Source organism: Agrobacterium vitis (assembly GCF_014926405.1).
Lineage (GTDB): Bacteria > Pseudomonadota > Alphaproteobacteria > Rhizobiales > Rhizobiaceae > Allorhizobium > Allorhizobium vitis_H.
The window spans coordinates 310,709-330,948 of sequence record NZ_JACXXJ020000005.1 but is presented as its reverse complement, the minus strand read 5'-3'; the positions used below and the strand labels follow the sequence as shown (position 1 = coordinate 330,948).

Here is a 20,240-nt window from a genome sequence, read left to right as displayed (position 1 = left end):
TTATGAAAAACAACAAAAAGCCGTGCGTCCTTTCGAACGCACGGCGCTTTTTCAAAATCGAGCCGGTCCTCTCCAGACCAGCAGGCATTCGCAGGCGGTAAGCCCGATCACTTATACACGAGAGGTGGCGGTTCATAGGCGACCGGCGTCGGGCAGCCACCAAACTGATAGCGAGCGCCGACATGCAGGTCGTGGCTGTAAAAGCCCTTGTCACTGCCGGGACCGCCATTGGCCTTGTAGCCGAACATGCTGCCACCCGTCGTCTGGCGGAAGCGGTAGCCGATATCGGCTTTCCAGTCGCAGGTGAGATCGATGGAGGTGCCAACCATCAGCTGATAGGCAAAGCGCCAGCTACCCCGACCCCCATGCTCTTCGCTGCCATCGCAACCACTGCCGTCATCGGCGCAGGAGGTGTTTTTCAGCTTGTCCCACTTGACGTAGGACCCGCCGATACCTGCGCCAACATAGGGCGTGAACGAGGCGTAGGTGCCGAGATCCACATAGGCATTGGCCATCAGCGTATAGGCCTGCAAGGAGGACAAGTCACGCGAGGTACAAGCGCTTGACACGCCGCAGGACCCACGGGTCGAGCCGGTGAAATCCGACTTGCCGAGATAGTCAAAGGTTACATCGGTGCGCAGATGACTGTTGATCTGGTATCCGACACCGGCGCCCAGCGTATAGCTGTTATCGAGATCATGCCGGTCGAAACTGGCCTGATTGGCGTTGGAGCCCTGGTAGAACTTCGCACCGCGCAACTGGTTGAAGGAATAGCCGATATCGCCACGCAGATACCAGCCGGACGTATCGGCAACCCGCACTTCGGGAGCGTCCTGCAGCGGCGGTTCTGGCTGATAGACGTCGGCGGCGCTTACCGGACCGGCCAGAATGCCGGCGGCAAACAATGCCAATAGATGTCTTTTCATGAGAAAGGCCCCAAAATCAAAGGATAACGGGGCCACGCCCCAGGTTTCAACCCTGGATAATGAAGGGCAAAGGTTAAGACCTCATTAAGCCTGTTGCTTAACCATGCCGCGATCGCATTTAGGCCTCTACCACGCCGTCACGCCGCTTCGCATGCCTGACGCTGCAGATCGGCAAACAGCCGAACCGATGTCAACCGTGCCTCGATATCGTGGATCGGCATGGAGACGATCACTTCATCAGCGCCGGTATTTTTCAGAAAGCGAGATAGCTTTTCAGCCGCTGTCGCCGGGCCGCCGACCACAGCATGTTGCAGCGTATGCTCGACGCCAAAGCGCTCCATTTCGCTCCACAGGCCCTCCATGGTCTCGACCGGACGAGGAAACTGGCTGCGCACATTACGCCGCAGGTTGATGAATTGCTGCTGGGCGGAGGTAAACAGGCGCCGCGCCTCCTGATCCGTTTCGGCGACCGCGCCCATCACGCCGACGATCATATAGGGCTTATCGAGGGCCTCGGATGGCTGGAAGCGGTCGCGGTAGATCGAAATCGCCTCGAACAATTGATCGGGGGCAAAATGCGATGCAAAGGCATAGGGAAGACCCAGCGCCGCCGCCAGATGGGCGCTATAAAGGCTGGAACCCAGCAACCACACCGCTACATCGCTATTCACACCCGGCACCGCCATCAGGCTGCCATCGCCAACCGGTGGCCCCAACAGCAATTGCAGCTCCTGGATATCCTGGGGGAAGTTATCCACGCCCGCCTCCATATTGCGGCGCAAGGCGCGGGCTGTGCGCATATCGGTGCCGGGCGCCCGTCCGAGACCGAGATCGACCCGGCCCGGAAACAGCGCCGCGAGCGTGCCGAATTGCTCAGCAATCACCATCGGCGCATGATTGGGCAGCATGATGCCCCCGGAGCCAATGCGAATCCGCTTGGTCGCCGCCCCGACATGGGCAATGACAATTGCGGTCGCCGCGCTGGCAATGCCCGGCATGCCGTGATGTTCGGCCAGCCAGAACCGCGTGTAACCATGCTCTTCAGCCGCAATGGCCATGCGCCGCGAGGCCGAAAGCGCATCCGACACACTCTGCCCTTCAGCGATGGGCGACAGGTCCAGAATGGAAATCGGCACGGTTTTTCCAGATGTCATAAAGCGCGCTCCAGATGGGAATATATCACTTTATTTATGTAATCCTGACGCGAATACCAGAGGCGGAGAGCGGAAAGGCGCGATCACATCTTTGCGCGACAGGCTTGGGGAACAGGCGCAAGCGAATGACTAATCCACAGTAAATGTTTTTGTTTTGTTCACTTTTTGCTGGCACATCTCGCTTGAAAAGGATTAGGATTTTTCCATGACAAGCGCGATTCGCATTATCGGTATCGATCCTGGCCTGCGCCGCACCGGCTGGGGCGTTATCGAGACATTGGGCAATTCGTTGCGCTTTGTCGCATCGGGTACAGTCATGTCCGATGGAGACATGGATCTGGCCTCTAGACTGTGCCAGCTGCATGATGGGCTGGCCGATGTGGTGCATCTCCACCAGCCCGATGAAGCAGCGGTTGAACAGACCTTCGTCAACAAGGATGCCGTCGCGACACTGAAGCTTGGCCAGGCCCGTGGCATCGCCATGCTGGTGCCCGCCCGTGCCGGATTGCCGGTGGCGGAATATGCCCCGAATGCGGTGAAGAAATCGGTGATCGGCGTTGGCCATGGCGATAAGCAGCAGATCCATATGATGCTGAAGATCCTGATGCCGAAGGCCGAATTCAAGGGCAATGATGCAGCCGATGCCTTGGCCATCGCCATCTGCCACGCCCATAATCGCGGTGGTGAACGGATGCGCCGGGCGCTGGCGGGATAATCACTCTTTTCATTGGATATGGTATATGATCGGCAAGCTCAAAGGCACCATTGACGAGATCGGCGACGACCATGTGCTGGTCGATGTGCACGGCGTCTGTTACGTCGCTCATTGTTCGTCACGCACCCTGGCGCGGCTGGGCTCACCCGGCGAAGCCATCGTGCTGTTCATCGAGACATATGTGCGCGAGGACCAGCTGAAATTGTTCGGCTTCATGAGCGCGCTGGAGCGGGAATGGTTCAATCTCCTGCAAAGCGTGCAGGGCGTCGGTGCCAAGGTGGCGCTGGCGATTTTGGCCACCCTCACCCCTTCCGAACTGGCCAATGCCATTGCCCTCCAGGACAAACCCGCCATTGCCAGAGCCCCCGGCGTCGGCCCGAAAGTGGCGCTGCGTCTCGTTACCGAATTGAAGAACAAGGCTCCGGCCTTCACCGGGGATGCGGGAAGCGCCATCGGCCTCAAGCAGGAACTGGGCGAAGGCGTTGCCTCTGCCCCGGTTTCCGATGCGGTGTCAGCCCTGACCAATCTCGGCTATTCCCGTGATCAGGCCGCCAATGCCATCGCCGCCGCGTTGAAAAATGGCGGTGAAGGCGCAGACAGCGCCAAACTGATCCGGCTGGGCTTGAAGGAGCTATCGCGGTGATTTCCTTGCTTTTGGCGGTATTCCTTACTATTGTGGAAAAGTAAGGAATTTTTTAGCCGGTCAGACCAGGAGGGTCCGCATGAACGTCTTCTACGCAACGATGACCTCCAAAGGTCAAACCACGGTCCCAGCCGAAATCAGGGAGCTGTTGAAGCTGAAGCCCGGCGACCGGATTCGCTACGTGGTGAAAAACGGCGAAGTCACGCTGAAAGCCAAGAACAAGCGATTGATCGATCTGGCTGGTATCCTGCATCGTCCCGGCATGCCCACCCTGACGATCGAAGAGATGGATGAGGCGATCGGCGACGCCATCGTGGACCACGTGATGGGCCGAGAATGATCGGCATCGACACCAATATTCTGCTGCGTCTCACCATGCAGGACGATGACATTCAAACAAAACAGGCGCTTGCGCTGGCCGACAGCCTGACACAGGACCAACCCGGCTTCGTCAATAGCGCGGTTTTGCTGGAATTCATCTGGACGGCGCGCCGAAAGGTCAAGATGTCAAAAGAAGAATTGAGGATCATCCTGTCCGGATTTCTCGATTCTGAAAATCTTGTGCTTGAAGACGAAAATCTCATAGAACTGACATTGGATGAAATGGATCGCAGCAGCGAGGAATTTGCCGATATTTTCATTGCTCTCAAGAACAGGGAGTTTGGGTGCCGGACGACCATGACATTCGACAGGAAAGCCGCACGAACCGTCCCCCATATGGAACTCCTCGCATGAGCGCTCAAAACCCTGTCCTCACCCCGGAAAAGCGCGGCGAAGACGTCGATTCCGCGCTGCGGCCGCAGACGCTGGACGACTTTACCGGCCAGGCGGAGGCCCGCGCCAATCTGAAGATCTTCATCGAAGCCGCCAAGAACCGGGGCGAAGCGCTGGATCATGTGCTGTTCGTCGGCCCGCCGGGCCTCGGCAAGACGACGCTGGCGCAGATCATGGCCAAGGAACTGGGTGTCAATTTCCGCTCGACCTCCGGTCCCGTCATCGCCAAGGCCGGTGATCTCGCCGCCCTCCTCACCAATCTCGAAGAGCGCGACGTGCTGTTTATCGACGAAATCCATCGTTTGAGCCCGGCGGTGGAGGAAATTCTCTATCCGGCTATGGAGGATTTCCAGCTCGACCTGATCATCGGCGAAGGCCCAGCGGCACGCTCGGTGAAAATCGACCTTTCCAAATTCACCCTGGTCGCCGCCACCACTCGGCTTGGCCTGTTGACCACGCCGTTGCGCGACCGGTTCGGCATTCCGGTGCGGCTGTCCTTCTATACGGTCGAGGAGCTGGAACTGATCGTGCGGCGCGGCGCGCGTCTGATGGGGCTTGGCATGACCGATGACGGGGCGCGCGAAATTGCAAGGCGCGCCCGTGGCACGCCGCGCATTGCAGGCCGGTTGCTCCGCCGGGTGCGCGATTTTGCCGAAGTCGCCCGCGCCCCTGCCGTCACCCGCGAGATCGCCGATGAAGCGCTCACGCGGTTGTTAGTGGACAATATGGGCCTTGATCAGCTCGACACCCGTTATTTGACCATGATTGCCGTCAATTTTGGTGGGGGACCAGTCGGCATTGAAACCATTGCCGCTGGTCTGTCCGAACCACGCGACGCCATCGAGGATATTATCGAGCCCTATATGATCCAGCAGGGTTTCATCCAGCGCACGCCGCGTGGCCGCGTTCTGACCGCGATTGCCTGGAAACATCTGGGCCTGATGCCGCCGAAAGACATGGAGGCCGCGCAGTTCCGCCTGACCCTTGAGGATGACGATTGATAACCAGACGAACGTTTTTCAAGCTGCTGGCAGGCAGTGCCGCCGGCATTCTGTCGCTTGGCGGCTATGCTGGGGCGGTGGAGCCGTTGCTACGGCTGGAAACCACCCGCTACAGACTCTCCCCGCCCGGCTGGCCGAAGGGTCAAAGCCTGCGGATCGTCGCGCTTGCCGATTTCCATGCCTGCGAACCCTGGATGCCCGCCGAGCGGATCGCCCGGATTTGCGAACATGCCAACACGCTGGGCGGCGATGTCATCCTGCTGCTGGGTGATTACATGTCCGGCATGAAACTGGTGACAGGCGTGGTGCCGCCGGAGCAATGGTCCAAGGCCCTGTCCGTCTTGAAAGCACCCTATGGCGTGCATGCCGTCTGCGGCAATCACGATTGGTGGCAGGATAGCGAGGCGCAGCTTCAACGCCTGCCGGAAACCATGGCCCATCGGGCGCTGCGCAGCGTCGGTATCAATGCGATGTCGAACAGCGCGGTGCGGCTGGGGTCAGACGATCACCCTTTCTGGGTGGCCGGGCTGGAAGACCAATGGGCCTATCTGACCGGCAATCACCGGATGCGGGGATTAGACGACCTACCCGGCACGTTGGCCAAGGTGACCGACAATGCCCCGGTCATCCTGCTAGCCCATGAACCGGATATTTTCCCCACCGTGCCGGATCGGGTCTCGCTGACGCTTTCGGGCCATACCCATGGTGGGCAGGTCAATCTATTCGGCTGGACGCCGGTTGTGCCGTCGCGCTTCGGCTCACGCTATGTCTATGGCCATCGCGAGGAAAGTGGCCGCAATATCATCGTCTCGGGCGGGCTTGGCTGTTCTGTCGCACCGATCCGGTTCGGCTCACCGCCGGAAATATTGGTGATCGATCTTGGCTAAACAACCGGACAACCGCATCCGCATCAAACAGCAGAGCCGCATCTTCCAGATGCGCATTGCGGGCTTGGCTTTTCGCAATGGCCATGTGCTGGTGCATCGCGCCGTGCATGAAAAATTCTGGACCTTTCCCGGAGGACGCGCCGAAATCGGCGAGACCTCGCAGGAAACATTGAAGAGGGAAATGGCCGAGGAACTCGGAGTCGAGGCCAGGATCGACAGGCTGTTGTGGAGCGTCGAAAACTTCTTCCACTACGAAGGCCGCGACTGGCACGAACTGGGCTATTATTATCTGATGCACCTGCCAGACACCCTGCCCTTCCACGAGAAGGACATCATTCACCGCATCCAGGATGGAAAGAACGCGCTGGAATTCAAATGGGCACGCGCCACCAAAGAGGCGTTGACCGCACTGGATATTCCACCCTATTTCATTGCCGACGAGATTGAAAACCTGCCCCGAACATCACGCCATCTGGCGTGGAACGATAGCAATCTGGACGACAAATGACCCTTGAACGCCACATGATCCGGCTGGATAAAAAGCCGCAATTGTTTACCTTCCGGGTGGCTGGCGTGATCCTGCAAAACGATCATCTGCTGGTGCAAAAGGGTGCAAACAATCCTTATTGGTCATTGCCCGGTGGTCGCGCCGAGATTGGCGAAAACAGTGAGCAAACAATCATCCGTGAGATGCACGAGGAGATTAACCGCACCGTCAAGATTGAGCGTCTGCTTTGGACAGTCGAAAATTTCTATTCCGTTGGTGATTATAAAGCCCACGTGCTCGGTTTCTTCTATCTGTTGAAAGTCGAAAAACCCCTGCCCTTCCACCCATATGACATTGTGCATTGTGTGATTGATGGGCCAACGGAAGTTCTGTTTCGCTGGATTCCCGCAACAGCTGCCGCCTTCAAGACCTATGATGTCAGGCCCGCATTCCTGGGTCGCTTCATGGGCAATCTTCCCGAACGCGTTGAACACTTGATTGTGGATGAGGACAGCCATGACCATTGATCCCTGCCGTATCTTTCGCAAAATGGCCCGTAACAATATCTTGGCCAATGCCAGATTGCTGGGTGCCTGTGCGCAGCTTCAACCGGGCGAGTTTGAAGCTGCGCGCACCAGTTTTTTTCCGTCCATCAAGGCAACGCTCAACCACATTCTGACCGTCGATTGGTTCTATGTGGACGCCTTGGAAGGCGGCACGCTTGGTCCGGCGGCCTTTGACAATGAAGAGCCTTTTGAAACGATTGATACCCTGCAAAAGGCCCAATCCGCTGTCGATCAGCGTCTTCTAAGCCTATGCGATGCCCTCACCGCTGACGCGCTTGCCCAAGACGTCACAGTGCATCGCGGAACGAGGCTGCAAATTGAACGGTGTGACGATCTTCTTTTCCACCTGTTCCACCACCAAACCCACCATCGCGGTCAGGTCCATGCCATGCTGACTGGCACCAGCGTCAAGCCGCCGCAGCTCGATGAGTTCATAACAGCGACAGATTTCCGTGACCGCGCCGACGACATGCGAAAGCTAGGTTGGACCGAAGCCGATCTCGGTCATTGAAAAGGCAAACTATGACCCATGAATTTTCCCTTTCTGGCCAGCTGATCGAAGGCGGCCATCGTCTCATCCAGCGGGTCTATTATGAGGACACGGATTTTTCCGGTCTGGTCTATCACGCCCGCTATCTGCATTTTCTTGAGCGCGGGCGCACAGATTACCTGCGCTGCCTGGGCTGCGAACAGAGCGAGCTGATCAATGCCGATGAGGAAGGGCTGGTTTTCGTCGTACATCGCATGGAGCTGGATTTCAAAAGCCCGGCGCGGATGGATGATATCCTTGTTATCGAGACCATCACCGAAAAAGCAGGGGGTGCCAAGATGGTGCTGCGGCAAACCATTCATAGCGGTGACCGCCGGTTGATCGAAGCAAAAGTGGTGATTGCCGTCGTTAACAAATTTGGGCGCCCGCGCCGCCTGCCCGAGACGATTGCCGAGAAGTTCCTCGGCTTCACACCCGGCTGACAGTCTGGTCAAGAATTGCTGCTGGCCTGGCGAAAATGGTGATTTCGAGAACCGGAGCGGTTTTTCGTTCGAAAATGCTGACGCATCAGGCAAGCACAGAAATTGCCATTTGCAGGCGGCCAGCGGCGATTATTGGATAGGCTGTGATAACCTATCGTTAACAATAATGATGTCTTACTAACCTTGCGGTGCTTTGTGCGCCGCACGCCTTCCTTTGACCAAATTTAGCGGCAAAAAGGCAGGCTGGGTGCTTTGGGGATGGCGGATCGCGTTGATGAAACGCCACCGCGCCTATCGGCACATCAGTCATACAAGTGCATGATCGATCACACTGCCGGATAGTGCAGATATGATTGCATAGAAAAACGAATTTGTTACAGCGTTGTTTGCGCAAGCCCGCGTGATGCGCAAATAACGCTGTAAATCCGCCCGGTCTCTTTACGTCCGGGCGTCTGGATTTTGGGAACGGTAGCGATGGAACAAGTAGGATTGGCAGCCGCAAGCCACGACGTAAGCCTTTGGGCCCTGTTCATGCAGGCCGGCTGGGTCGTGAAAATCGTGATGATCGGGCTTCTGGGCGCCTCCGTCTGGACCTGGGCAATCGTCATCGACAAATATGTCAGCTTCGCCAAGGCACGCCGCCAGTTCGACCAGTTCGAGCAGGTGTTCTGGTCCGGCCAGTCGCTGGAAGAATTGTATCGCACGCTGGCCGAGCGCAACAATACCGGGCTTGCGGCTATTTTCGTTTCCGCCATGCGGGAGTGGAAGAAGAGCTTTGAGCGCGGCGCACGTTCGCCCATCGGCTTGCAGATGCGTATCGACCGTTCGATGGATGTCACCATGGCGCGCGAGGCCGAACATTTCGAAGCCCGTCTTGGCTCGCTGGCCACTATCGGTTCGGCTGGTCCCTTCATCGGCCTGTTCGGCACGGTTATCGGTATCATGACTTCGTTCCAGGCGATTGCCGGTTCGAAATCCACCAATTTGGCGGTCGTTGCCCCCGGTATCGCCGAAGCGCTGCTGGCAACAGCCATCGGTCTGGTCGCCGCTATTCCAGCCGTCATCGCCTACAATAAGTTTTCCGGCGAAGCGGGCAAGCTGTCCTCGCGCATGGAAGGCTTTGCCGACGAGTTTTCCGCCATACTGTCGCGACAGATCGATGAGAAGCTCCAGCCTCGCCAAGCGGCGGAATAAGGCTCCAGTCTAGGACGACTGGGCAAGGTCGGCGAAAGGAATTGATCAGATGGGCATGTCGGTAGGAGCAAATGGAGGTGGCGGTGGCCGTCGCGGCAGCAGGCGCCGGGGCGGCAAACGCGGTCCCGTCAGCGAAATCAACGTCACGCCGCTCGTCGACGTCATGCTGGTGCTGTTGATCATCTTCATGGTGGCGGCACCGATGATGACGGTTGGCGTGCCGATCGACCTGCCGGAAACCCAGGCCAGCGCCATGAATTCCGATACGCAGCCAATCACCATTTCGGTCAATCCGGCTGGCGAAATCTATTTGCAGGAAAGCCCGATCCCGCTTGAGGAAATCGTTCCCAAGCTCCAGGCTATTGCAACAACAGGTTACAATGAACGCATTTATGTGCGCGGCGACACGGCTGCTGCCTATGGCACGGTCATGAAGGTCATGGCGCGCATTTCTTCGGCTGGCTACAAGAATATCGGCCTTGTGACCCTGCAAGAACAGGACAAGTGATCTTTCGAAATGAAAGGCAGTCTCGTCACATCTGCGATTTTGCACGCAACGCTGCTGGCCATGGCGCTGGTGACGATCAGCGCGCCTGCGCCCATGCAAGTCGCCGATGTCGAGGCCCTGCCCGTCGATATCGTGCCGATCTCGGAACTGACCCAGATCCAGCAGGGTGATAAAAAAGCGCCGAAGCGTGAAAAATCGGCACCCACCCCGACCAAGAAGCCGAGCACCGTTCAGAACGCGGAAAACATGGGCGACAACGAAGTCGACATGAAGACCCCGCCGACGCCGTCGAAAAAGCCGTCGCAGCAGGAAACGGCAGCAGCTCCTGAAAAGGTCGACAAGGTCTTGCCGACGCAGGACAACGAAACCAATGACGTCAAGGAAATTGCCAAGGAAGAGACGGCGGTAGCCCCTTCCAAGGAAGCCGTGCCCCTGCCGAAGGACGTGCCGACCCCGACGCCCGAGCCAAAGCCTGAACCGCCGAAGCCAGAGCCGCCAAAGCCGGAGGCCAAGCCAGAGCCGAAGCCGGAAGCCAAGCCCCAGGAAGTCGCCAAGGCCGAGGACATTCCGCTGCCGACCAGCGTCCCCCTGCCCGCCTCCAAGCCGAAGCCGGAGCCGCCAAAGCCTGCGGAGACCAAGACGCCTGAGCCGAAGCCGACGGAAGCCAAGCCGAAGACCGAGGCCGCCAAGGCGCCTGATGTGAAGAAGGCTGACAAGAACCAGCAGGCGGCGAAGGCGAAATCCTCCAAGGAAAGCGATTTCAACGCCGATGAGATCGCCGCTCTGCTCAACAAAACCGATGCCGCTGGTGGTGGCGCCAAGCGTTCCACTGAACAGGCGGCGCTGGGCGGCAAGAAGACCACGGGCGGCTCGACACTCAGCCAGAGTGAAATGGACGCCCTGCGCGGCGCAATCCAGAACAACTGGTCGGTGCTGTCAGGCATGGGCGATGCCCAGGGCATGGTGATCCGCGCCCATTTCAAACTGGACGAGAGTGGCAATCTGATCGGCGAGCCGGAAGTGACGGCCACCGGCGGATCGCCCAGCGCCCAGCAGGTGATGATCTCAAGCGCACGCCGCGCTATCCTGAAATCCGTGCCGTTCAAGAACCTGCCCGTTGAAAAATACGATGCCTGGTCCGAGGTTGTCGTCAACTTCGATCCAAGCGAATTCATGTAAAAGCGAATTCATGCCCACACGAATTCATGTAGAAGCTGAAAGGCTTGCCCTTATGAAGACATTCTCACTCCTGCGTATCCTGATCGTCCTCGTCGGCATGGCGGGCGCCTTTGCCACGCCGGCCATGGCGCTGGTCGAGATCAACATCAATAAGGGCAATGTCGAGCCGATGCCGATCGCCATTCCCGACTTCCTGTCGGCCAATGGCATCGGCGCGAAGATCTCGGCCGTGGTGGAGGCGGACCTCAAACGCTCCGGCCTGTTCGCCCCGGTCAATCACGGCGCCTTCATCGACAAGCAGATCAATCCCGATCAGGCCCCCAACATGCAGAACTGGACGGTGTTGAACGCCCAGGCGCTGGTGGTCGGCCGCATCACCCAGGAAGGCGATGGCCGGTTGCGCGCCGAATTCCGCCTGTGGGATACCTATGCAGGCCAGCAGATGAGCGGCCAGCAGTTCTATACCCAGCCTGAAAACTGGCGGCGCGTCGCCCATATCATCGCCGATGCGATCTATGAGCGCATCACCGGTGAAAAGGGCTATTTCGATACCCGCATCGTCTTCGTGGCCGAAAGCGGCACCAAGACCGACCGCAAGCGCCAGCTGGCCATCATGGACCAGGATGGCGAAAACGTCCGCATGCTGACCAACACCGCCAACCTGGTGCTGACACCGCGCTTTTCGCCGAACCGCCAGGAAGTGACCTATATGTCCTTCGAGGGCAACCAGCCGCGCGTTTACCTGCTGCAACTGGAAACCGGACAGCGCGAAGTGGTCGGCAATTTCCCCGGCATGACCTTCTCGCCGCGCTTCTCGCCGGACGGTCAGCGGGTGATCATGAGCCTGCAACAGGACGCCAACAGTAACATCTATACGATGGACCTGCGCTCGCGCACCACCACGCGGCTAACCAGCACGGCGGCTATCGATACCTCGCCGTCCTATGCGCCGGACGGACGCCGAATCGTGTTTGAGAGCGACCGTGGCGGACGCCAGCAGCTTTACGTGATGAATTCCGACGGCTCCGGCCAGACCCGCATTTCCTTTGGCGAAGGCTCCTACTCCACCCCGGTCTGGTCGCCCCGCGGAGACTTGATCGCCTTTACCAAGCAATCGGGCGGAAAATTCTCGATCGGCGTGATGAAGCCGGACGGTTCGGGTGAGCGGCTTCTGACCACCGGCTTCCATAATGAAGGCCCGACCTGGGCGCCGAACGGCCGCGTGCTGATGTTCTTCCGCCAGGCGGCGGGCTCCGGTGGACCGCAGCTCTATTCCATCGACTTGACCGGCTATAACGAACAATTGGTCAAAACACCGAGCTTTGCGTCCGACCCAGCCTGGTCGCCGCTTCTCGAATAGCACTTTCATCGCCTTCCGGCTCCCGCCGGAAGGCGATTGCATTTGATGACCGGTCGTGAATTAAGTAAAGATTAACCATGACCGTTTGCTTCTGGTTAACCAGGATTGATTAGAGTTCGGCAACCACGATTGACACCAGTGTCAATCGGCACTGCTCACACGGACCGCCCAACCGGCTGCCCACCATCACTGCACAATGACTGCCCCACACTACTTGCAAGGAGATCGGCCATGAGCCGCACTGTAACCCCGGTAATGAGCCGCATGCAAAAGCTTGCCAGCAACCCCGCCATTCTCGCTCTCGCCATGACGCTGGCGCTGGCTGGCTGCGCTTCCAAGAAGAACATGCCCAATAGCGCGTCCGAGCTTGGCCTTGGCGGCGCAGGGGCTGCAACACCCGGCTCCACCCAGGACTTCACCGTCAATGTCGGCGACCGGATCTTCTTCGATACCGACTCAACCTCGATCCGCGCCGACGCCCAGCAGACGCTGGACCGCCAGGCTCAATGGTTGCAGCGTTATTCGCAGTATCCGATCACAGTCGAAGGCCATGCCGACGAACGCGGCACCCGCGAATACAACCTGGCGCTCGGCGCCCGCCGTGCCGCCTCCACCAAGGCCTATCTCGTGTCGCGCGGCATTCCGGCCAACCGCATCAAGACGATTTCCTACGGCAAGGAACGTCCGGTCGCCACCTGCGACGATATTTCCTGCTGGTCGCAGAACCGCCGCGCCGTGACGGTTCTCGGCGGCTCCGGAATGTAATTCACGAAATCGTGCCTGCATTCATGACAGAAACAGGGCGGTCTTCGGGCCGCCCTTTTGTTTTCTTCACACTTTGGCCGAACTCGGTTGCTTTTTGCAAAGAACAGAGAAAAGCTTTATTGGCAGACATCGCAGGCTTGACGGTCGATATTCGACAGCAAAGCCTGACGGGCGCACATCAATCGGGCAATAACACGGAAAACAGGAACCACATCGATGAAGAGACTTGTCGTGGCCGGGATGGTGGGAATGACTGCAATTCTCGCCCCCCCAATCCTCGGAGTCCAAGCGGGCAGCAGTGCCTTGGCCTTTTCGCTTTTCGAACGCCAGCACACGCCGCCAGCGCCAGTCAGCGACATGCCAGTGCAGCAGGTCCAGCAGCAGGGCAGTGACATCGTTCAAGTCCAGCAATTGCAGGACCAGATTCGCCAGTTGAACGGCCGGATCGAGGACATGAGTTACCAGCTGCTGCAAATGCAGGAAACCATCCGCAAGGCGCAGGAAGACAACGAATTCCGATTCCAGGAGCTGGAAAAAAAAAGAAGTGACGCAGGCTCCCCCGGCCAGGCCAGCCCGTCGGTAGCGGCGCGCCAGCCGGCTGGTGGCAGTGACGGTGTTGGCCAGATCATCGGAGAAACCGCTGGCAGCCAGGCAACAAGCCCGGCTGGCGGCGGTCGCTCCGCTGCCCCCGGTGAAATGACGCTGGGCTCGATCGAAATGGACAACAGCGGCAATCCGGTCGGCGCCAGCGTCAATGGTTCGGCAGGTTCCAACGCCAGCACCCTGCCGGGTACGGCACCTGCCGGCCAGGGCGGAACCAAAACCGCGTCGCTCGGCGGCGAGCAGGATCTCTATCAGATCGCCTATAGCCATGTGCTGTCGGGTGACTACAAGGCGGCGGAAGGGGAATTCCGCGATTTCATCAGCCGCTATCCGAAAAGCGGCAAGGCCGCCGACGCCAATTTCTGGCTGGGCGAAGCGCAATATTCGCAGGCTCGCTACAAGGATTCGGCTGAGACTTTCCTCAAAGCCTACCAGAGCTATGGGAAGACCCCCAAGGCACCGGAAATGCTGCTGAAACTCGGCATGTCGCTGGCGGCCCTCGACAACAAGGACACCGCCTGCGCCACCTTGCGCGAGGTAAACAAGCGCTATCCCGACGCCTCCAAGGCCGTCCAGAACAAGGCCGCCAGCGAGCAGAAGCGCCTGGCTTGCTGATGCTGCCCGACACCGGTTTGGAACCACAGCTTCCGGGCCACGACCGACTGGGCGATTTCATGACGGACACTCTATCCGCCGTCCCTCCTGACGCCGCCATTGCCGCTTTCCTCGACAGAATAAACCACCCCCTGCGCCTTCTGGTGGCAATTTCCGGCGGCAGCGACTCGACCGGCCTGCTGCTTGCGCTGCACGAGCAGCTGCACGCCATGCCAGCAAAAACCGTCACCCTTCACGCCGCCACCATCGATCACGGTCTTCGCGATGGCTCCGCCGCAGAAGCCGAAACGGTTGCAGCGCTTTGCGCAAGGCTCGGCATTCCCCATGAGATCCGCCGTTGGGCAGACGATAAGCCGAAATCAGGGATTTCCGCCGCCGCCCGGGCCGCCCGCTACCAGCTGCTGGCCGGCATCGCCAAGGAGATCGGCGCTGCCGCCATCCTGACCGGCCATACCGCCGACGATCAGATTGAGACCATCGCCATGCGCGCGGAACGCAGCCGAAATCCTGAGGCGACCGGCCTTGCGGGCATGGCCTGCTCTGTCCTGTTTGAAAATTCCATCTGGATCACCCGACCGCTCCTGCGCTCGCGCCGCCAGGCAATCCGTGCATTCTTGCAGTCTCGTCAACTTGGCTGGATCGATGATCCCAGCAATGACAACATCGCCTATGAGCGCGCCCGGATCCGAGCCCACCTCACAACGGCTCCGCAGATCGGCATGCCACACAACGAGCGCCTGTCTCTGTCGCAACAGGCCGCCACGCTGGTCTCCACCCATGCCACCATGCCTCTGCCGGGGCTCGTTGATATCGACAACGCCCTGTTAGAGGCGCCCCGAGCAATCCTTTGCCATGCCTTGCAGGCGCTGATTGCAACTGTAGGAGGCCAGCCGCATGGACCAGGGCAGGACGCGCTTGTGCGGCTTATCGCCCTTTGCCAACAGCCGCCTGGCGCCAGACTGACACTGGGCCGCTGCCTTGCACATCGTCATCGCCACGGCATCTATCTGGTACGTGAAGGGCGCAATCTGCCGCATGGTATTGTGAAACCAGGAGAGACTGTGCTGTGGGACGGCCGCTGGCACATCAGCAATATCGGCCGGGCGGAAAGCCCGGTGCAGCCGGGTGGAACCGAAACAGATCAGACATCCCCCACCCTGCCGACCTCGTCCATGCCCGTTTCACTGGCAGCGCTGGCACGCCAATCTCTCCCCGGGATCGGTCCAAACCTGCACGCCACGCCTGTGATTGCCCCCTACCAGGGGTTTCTCCCGGGGTTCGACTGGCCGCTCGCCGTGGCTTTGGCGGGTCTTTTCGACGCACCAGGCTTTTTATCACCCTGTTTTTAAATCTTATTGACGGAAAACGAAGTCGGGGCCGCGCTTTGCCTTGGCAAGGCGCTTCAGGAAACCTATGTTACTGTCCGACGATACGGCGTTTTCATGCGCCGAACATTTTTTCTGGGGAGTTCGATGAACCCAAATTTTAGAAATCTCGCGCTGTGGGCGATCATAGCTTTGCTATTGGTCGCGCTGTTCAGCATGTTCCAGACGTCTCCGTCGCAAACAAGTTCCCGCGAGATTCCCTATTCGCAATTCTTGCGTGAAGTTGATTCGGGCCGCGTTCGCGACGTCACCGTCACCGGTAACCGAATCATCGGCAGCTATGGCGAAAACGGCGCCGCCTTCCAGACCTATGCTCCGGTCGTGGATGACAATCTGCTTGAAAAACTGCAAACCAAGAATGTGATGATCGTTGCTCGTCCCGAGTCCGACGGGTCTTCCGGCTTCCTCAGCTATCTCGGCACTCTGTTGCCCATGCTGCTCATTCTCGGCGTCTGGCTGTTTTTCATGCGTCAGATGCAGGGCGGTTCGCGCGGCGCGATGGGCTTTGGCAAGTCCAAGGCCAAGCTTTTGACCGAAGCACATGGCCGCGTCACCTTTGAAGATGTGGCTGGCGTGGACGAAGCCAAGCAGGATCTTGAGGAAATCGTTGAATTCCTGCGCGATCCGCAGAAATTCCAGCGTCTCGGCGGCAAAATTCCGCGCGGCGTGCTGCTGGTCGGCCCTCCCGGCACCGGTAAAACCCTGCTGGCCCGCTCGGTCGCAGGCGAGGCCAATGTGCCGTTCTTCACGATTTCAGGTTCTGATTTCGTTGAAATGTTCGTCGGCGTTGGCGCAAGCCGCGTGCGTGACATGTTTGAACAGGCCAAGAAGAACGCGCCTTGCATTATCTTCATCGACGAAATCGACGCTGTTGGTCGCCATCGTGGTGCGGGTCTCGGCGGTGGCAATGACGAGCGCGAACAGACGCTGAACCAGCTTCTGGTCGAAATGGACGGCTTCGAGGCCAATGAAGGGATCATCCTGATTGCCGCCACCAACCGTCCCGACGTTCTCGATCCTGCCCTGTTGCGTCCAGGCCGTTTCGACCGCCAGGTCGTGGTGCCAAACCCCGACATTATCGGTCGCGAGCGCATTCTGAAGGTGCATGCCCGCAACGTGCCGCTGGCTCCCAATGTCGATCTCAAGGTTCTCGCCCGTGGCACGCCCGGTTTCTCCGGTGCGGATCTGATGAACCTTGTTAACGAAGCCGCTCTGATGGCTGCGCGCCGCAACAAGCGCGTCGTCACCATGGCCGAATTTGAAGACGCCAAGGACAAGATCATGATGGGTGCGGAACGCCGTTCCTCCGCCATGACCGAAGCCGAAAAGAAGCTGACCGCCTATCATGAGGCTGGCCATGCGATTACAGCGCTGAACGTGCCGGTCGCCGACCCACTGCACAAGGCAACCATCATTCCGCGTGGCCGCGCCCTTGGCATGGTCATGCAATTGCCGGAAGGCGACCGCTACTCCATGAGCTACAAGTGGATGGTGTCACGTCTGGTGATCATGATGGGTGGCCGTGTTGCCGAAGAAATCACCTTCGGCAAGGAAAACATCACCTCCGGCGCGTCTTCAGACATCGAGCAGGCCACCAAACTTGCCCGCGCCATGGTGACCCAATGGGGCTTTTCCGATATCCTCGGTCAGGTTGCCTATGGTGAAAACCAGCAGGAAGTGTTCCTTGGCCATTCTGTCTCCCAGAGCAAGAATGTCTCGGAATCGACCGCGCAGAAGATCGACACCGAAGTGCGCCGGCTGATTGACGAAGCCTATACCGAGGCCCGTCGTATCATCACCGAGAAGCATGATGCCTTCGTTATTCTGGCCGAAGGCCTGCTGGAGTATGAAACTCTGTCGGGTGAAGAAATCAAGGCGCTGATCCGTGGCGAAAAGCCAACACGCGACAGTGGTGAAGATGGCCCAACCCGCAGCTCTGCGGTTCCCTCCACCGGTAAGAAGGACGCGCCTAAGGGCGGCGAACCGGAAGCCGGACTGGAACCCCAAGCGCATTGATCCGCCAAGTCTCGTAAAAAGACCTTGATATCGGTCACAGAACGAAAAGCCGCCCTTTGAACGGGCGGTTTTTTTATGTGGTAACGGGTTATAATCAATGTTGACGGTAATTTAAGTGAATGCGCCGTTAAAACATGCGATGAGCGATGAATGAACGGCGGACGGCCTGCGCACATAGGCATTGCCGGTCAATGCGATGCGTAAAAACAAAGAAAAGAGCATTTCGCGCGCTAAAGACGGCGAAAAAGCTTTGGACCTCAGGAGACATCATGACACGACGTTATTTCGGAACCGATGGTATTCGCGGACAGTCGAATGTCTTTCCCATGACGCCGGATCTCGCCATGAAGGTCGGCATTGCCGTCGGTACCATCCTCCGTCGCGGCCATCATCGTCACCGGGTGGTGATTGGCAAGGATACCCGCCTCTCCGGTTATATGCTGGAGACGGCGCTGGTGGCCGGCTTTACCGCCGCAGGGCTGGATGTGTTTCTGCTCGGCCCGATCCCGACACCGGCTGTGGCCATGCTGACCCGTTCGCTGCGCGCCGATATCGGCGTCATGGTCTCGGCCTCGCATAATCCCTTTGCCGATAACGGCATCAAACTATTCGGCCCCGATGGCTACAAACTGTCCGATGAGCTGGAAGCTGAAATCGAAGCCCTGCTGAACCAGGAAGCGCCCCTCCCCCTGGCCAGGGCCGAGGATATCGGTCGGGCCAAGCGCGTCGATGGCGACATCTATCGCTATATCGAATTCGTCAAACGCACATTGCCGCGCGATGTCACGTTGAGCGGGCTGCGGATTGCCATCGATTGCGCCAATGGTGCCGCCTATAAGGTCGCCCCGACGGCCCTTTGGGAATTGGGTGCTGAAGTGGTGACCATCGGCAATGAGCCGAATGGCATCAATATCAATCTCGAATGCGGCTCCACCCATACGGCTGCGTTGCAAAAGAAAGTCCATGAAGTGCGCGCCGATATCGGCATCGCGCTTGATGGCGATGCCGACCGGGTGATTATCGTCGACGAAACCGGCGCCATCGTCGATGGCGATCAATTGATGGCCGTCATTGCCGAAAGCTGGGCCAATGACCAGACCCTGAAAGGCGGCGGCATTGTCGCCACCGTGATGTCCAATCTCGGCCTCGAACGTTTTCTGGGCGGTAAGGGCCTGACGCTGGCCCGCACCAAGGTTGGCGACCGCCATGTGGTCGAGCATATGCGCCAAAACCATTACAATATTGGTGGCGAACAGTCCGGCCATATCGTGCTGTCGGATTTCGGCACGACCGGCGACGGTCTGGTTGCCGCCCTGCAAATCCTCGCAGCGGTGAAGCGCACCGGCAAAACGGTCAGCCAGATCTGCCACCGCTTCGACCCCGTGCCGCAATTGCTGCGCAATGTCCGCATTTCCGGCGGCAAGCCGCTGGAAGACAGTTTCGTGCGTCAGGCCATTGCCGATGCCGAAAGCGAACTGGCCCGCAATGGCCGTCTGGTGATCCGCCCCTCCGGCACCGAACCGCTGATCCGTGTCATGGCCGAAGGCGACGACCGCAGCCAGATCGAGCGCATCGTCAACGACCTGATCGGCGTGATCGCCAACAGCCGCGAAGCGGCGTAAAACCTCATCATTGCAACTGAAAAAGCCCGGCTAATCCATCGCCGGGCTTTTTGCATTGCGTTGTATTCTACGCTTTCAACAGCGCGGCATGGATTGCATCAGGCCGAAAGCCTCGCCATCACCTCTTCCGAGACCTCGAAATTCGAATAGACGTTCTGCACGTCATCATCGTCTTCCAGCGTCTCGATCAGCTTCATCAGCGACTGAGCCTTGTCCTCATCGACAGGCACTGTGTTTTGCGGTTTCCAGATGGCCTTGACGGATTCGGCTTCGCCAAGCGTTGCTTCCAGCGCCTTGGAGACTTCGTTCATGTCCTCAAAACCGCAGATGATTGTGTGGCCGTCTTCGTCGCTGGTCACGTCTTCCGCACCGGCTTCGATGGCAGCTTCCATCACCGCATCGGCATCGCCAACGCTGGCCTTATAGGTGATTTCGCCAACCTTATCGAAGGAGAAGGAAACTGATCCGGTTTCCCCCAGTGCTCCACCGGCCTTGGAAAAGGTCGAGCGGACATTGGAGGCTGTGCGGTTGCGGTTATCGGTCAGAGCTTCGACAATCACCGCGACGCCGCCCGGGCCGTAGCCTTCGTAGCGGACTTCTTCGTAATTCTCGCCATCGACGCCCGATGCCTTTTTGACGGCGCGCTCGATATTGTCTTTCGGCATCGATTGCGCCTTGGCATTCTGGATGGCCAGACGCAGGCGGGCATTCATGGTCGGATCGGGCAAGCCAGCCTTGGCCGCCACCGTGATTTCACGGGCAAGCTTGGAGAACATTTTCGATCGCACGGAATCCTGCTTGCCCTTGCGATGCATGATGTTTTTGAACTGTGAATGGCCGGCCATGGCACCCCTGCGACATCTGATTT

22 protein-coding genes are annotated in these 20,240 nt (G+C 58.8%); 19 read left to right on the top strand and 3 right to left on the bottom strand.

The window, feature by feature from the left end:
* Positions 1–107: 107 nt before the first annotated feature.
* Both IEI95_RS12595 and IEI95_RS12590 read right to left on the bottom strand, forming a co-directional pair.
* The gene (locus tag IEI95_RS12595; RefSeq protein WP_156535947.1) at positions 108–926 is read right to left on the bottom strand and encodes an outer membrane protein; all 819 of its coding nucleotides are present in this window, start codon (positions 924–926) and stop codon (positions 108–110) included.
* A 137-nt stretch (positions 927–1,063) separates the two neighbouring features.
* On the bottom strand, positions 1,064–2,080 hold the full coding sequence (locus IEI95_RS12590; protein ID WP_156535948.1) for an LLM class flavin-dependent oxidoreductase: 1,017 nt from the start codon (positions 2,078–2,080) through the stop codon (positions 1,064–1,066).
* Positions 2,081–2,285: 205 nt separating this feature from the next.
* Here IEI95_RS12590 and ruvC point away from each other — a divergent pair, with 205 nt between their 5' ends.
* The 19 genes from ruvC to glmM all read left to right on the top strand — a co-directional run bounded on the left by ruvC (position 2,286) and on the right by glmM (position 19,372).
* Positions 2,286–2,795 carry a crossover junction endodeoxyribonuclease RuvC gene (ruvC, locus tag IEI95_RS12585; protein ID WP_087729084.1) on the top strand — a complete coding sequence of 170 codons (510 nt, stop codon included), beginning with the start codon at positions 2,286–2,288 and terminating at the stop codon, positions 2,793–2,795.
* Positions 2,796–2,820: 25 nt separating this feature from the next.
* The gene (ruvA, locus tag IEI95_RS12580) at positions 2,821–3,438 is read left to right on the top strand and encodes a Holliday junction branch migration protein RuvA (protein WP_015917010.1); all 618 of its coding nucleotides are present in this window, start codon (positions 2,821–2,823) and stop codon (positions 3,436–3,438) included.
* 79 nt (positions 3,439–3,517) lie between these two features.
* Positions 3,518–3,778, top strand: coding sequence for an AbrB/MazE/SpoVT family DNA-binding domain-containing protein (locus IEI95_RS12575; RefSeq protein ID WP_060718209.1), 261 nt, complete (start codon positions 3,518–3,520; stop codon positions 3,776–3,778).
* Positions 3,775–4,173, top strand: a complete 399-nt coding sequence (locus tag IEI95_RS12570) for a type II toxin-antitoxin system VapC family toxin (protein WP_156535949.1) — start codon at positions 3,775–3,777, stop codon at positions 4,171–4,173. Before IEI95_RS12575 ends, IEI95_RS12570 begins: the two co-directional genes overlap by 4 nt.
* A complete protein-coding gene (ruvB, locus tag IEI95_RS12565; protein ID WP_015917012.1) occupies positions 4,170–5,213 on the top strand; it encodes a Holliday junction branch migration DNA helicase RuvB in 1,044 nt (347 codons plus the stop codon). The genes IEI95_RS12570 and ruvB overlap by 4 nt, the downstream gene beginning before the upstream one ends.
* Entirely contained in the window at positions 5,210–6,100 is an 891-nt protein-coding gene (locus IEI95_RS12560) for a metallophosphoesterase (RefSeq protein ID WP_156535950.1), read from the top strand. The genes ruvB and IEI95_RS12560 overlap by 4 nt, the downstream gene beginning before the upstream one ends.
* A 49-nt stretch (positions 6,101–6,149) precedes the next feature.
* Positions 6,150–6,608: an NUDIX hydrolase gene (locus IEI95_RS12555; protein ID WP_234624530.1), complete on the top strand. Its 459-nt coding sequence runs from the start codon at positions 6,150–6,152 to the stop codon at positions 6,606–6,608.
* Positions 6,605–7,114, top strand: coding sequence for an NUDIX hydrolase (locus IEI95_RS12550; protein ID WP_156535952.1), 510 nt, complete (start codon positions 6,605–6,607; stop codon positions 7,112–7,114). The genes IEI95_RS12555 and IEI95_RS12550 overlap by 4 nt, the downstream gene beginning before the upstream one ends.
* Positions 7,104–7,664 carry a DinB family protein gene (locus IEI95_RS12545; protein ID WP_156535953.1) on the top strand — a complete coding sequence of 187 codons (561 nt, stop codon included), beginning with the start codon at positions 7,104–7,106 and terminating at the stop codon, positions 7,662–7,664. The genes IEI95_RS12550 and IEI95_RS12545 overlap by 11 nt, the downstream gene beginning before the upstream one ends.
* Before the next feature lie 11 nt (positions 7,665–7,675).
* On the top strand, positions 7,676–8,125 hold the full coding sequence (gene ybgC, locus IEI95_RS12540) for a tol-pal system-associated acyl-CoA thioesterase (protein WP_156535954.1): 450 nt from the start codon (positions 7,676–7,678) through the stop codon (positions 8,123–8,125).
* Between the two features lie 474 nt (positions 8,126–8,599).
* Positions 8,600–9,319: a protein TolQ gene (gene tolQ / locus IEI95_RS12535; RefSeq protein WP_015917018.1), complete on the top strand. Its 720-nt coding sequence runs from the start codon at positions 8,600–8,602 to the stop codon at positions 9,317–9,319.
* 49 nt (positions 9,320–9,368) lie between these two features.
* Entirely contained in the window at positions 9,369–9,827 is a 459-nt protein-coding gene (gene tolR, locus IEI95_RS12530) for a protein TolR (protein ID WP_015917019.1), read from the top strand.
* A 9-nt stretch (positions 9,828–9,836) separates the two neighbouring features.
* Positions 9,837–11,006 (top strand): cell envelope integrity protein TolA, encoded by a 1,170-nt coding sequence (gene tolA / locus IEI95_RS12525; RefSeq protein WP_071206551.1) that lies wholly within the window; start codon positions 9,837–9,839, stop codon positions 11,004–11,006.
* A 52-nt stretch (positions 11,007–11,058) separates the two neighbouring features.
* Positions 11,059–12,366 carry a Tol-Pal system beta propeller repeat protein TolB gene (gene tolB, locus IEI95_RS12520; protein ID WP_015917021.1) on the top strand — a complete coding sequence of 436 codons (1,308 nt, stop codon included), beginning with the start codon at positions 11,059–11,061 and terminating at the stop codon, positions 12,364–12,366.
* Positions 12,367–12,597: 231 nt separating this feature from the next.
* Entirely contained in the window at positions 12,598–13,131 is a 534-nt protein-coding gene (gene pal, locus IEI95_RS12515; protein ID WP_015917022.1) for a peptidoglycan-associated lipoprotein Pal, read from the top strand.
* Positions 13,132–13,347: 216 nt separating this feature from the next.
* Positions 13,348–14,349 (top strand): tol-pal system protein YbgF, encoded by a 1,002-nt coding sequence (ybgF, locus tag IEI95_RS12510; RefSeq protein ID WP_156535955.1) that lies wholly within the window; start codon positions 13,348–13,350, stop codon positions 14,347–14,349.
* A gap of 59 nt (positions 14,350–14,408) precedes the next feature.
* Positions 14,409–15,698, top strand: coding sequence for a tRNA lysidine(34) synthetase TilS (gene tilS, locus IEI95_RS12505; RefSeq protein ID WP_194416497.1), 1,290 nt, complete (start codon positions 14,409–14,411; stop codon positions 15,696–15,698).
* A gap of 123 nt (positions 15,699–15,821) precedes the next feature.
* Positions 15,822–17,750, top strand: a complete 1,929-nt coding sequence (gene ftsH / locus IEI95_RS12500; protein WP_041698195.1) for an ATP-dependent zinc metalloprotease FtsH — start codon at positions 15,822–15,824, stop codon at positions 17,748–17,750.
* 269 nt (positions 17,751–18,019) lie between these two features.
* A complete protein-coding gene (gene glmM / locus IEI95_RS12495; RefSeq protein WP_156535957.1) occupies positions 18,020–19,372 on the top strand; it encodes a phosphoglucosamine mutase in 1,353 nt (450 codons plus the stop codon).
* A gap of 98 nt (positions 19,373–19,470) precedes the next feature.
* On the opposite strand, the gene IEI95_RS12490 is transcribed toward glmM, so the two are convergent.
* Positions 19,471–20,217 (bottom strand): YebC/PmpR family DNA-binding transcriptional regulator, encoded by a 747-nt coding sequence (locus IEI95_RS12490; protein ID WP_015917027.1) that lies wholly within the window; start codon positions 20,215–20,217, stop codon positions 19,471–19,473.
* Between the last annotated feature and the right edge of the window lie 23 nt (positions 20,218–20,240).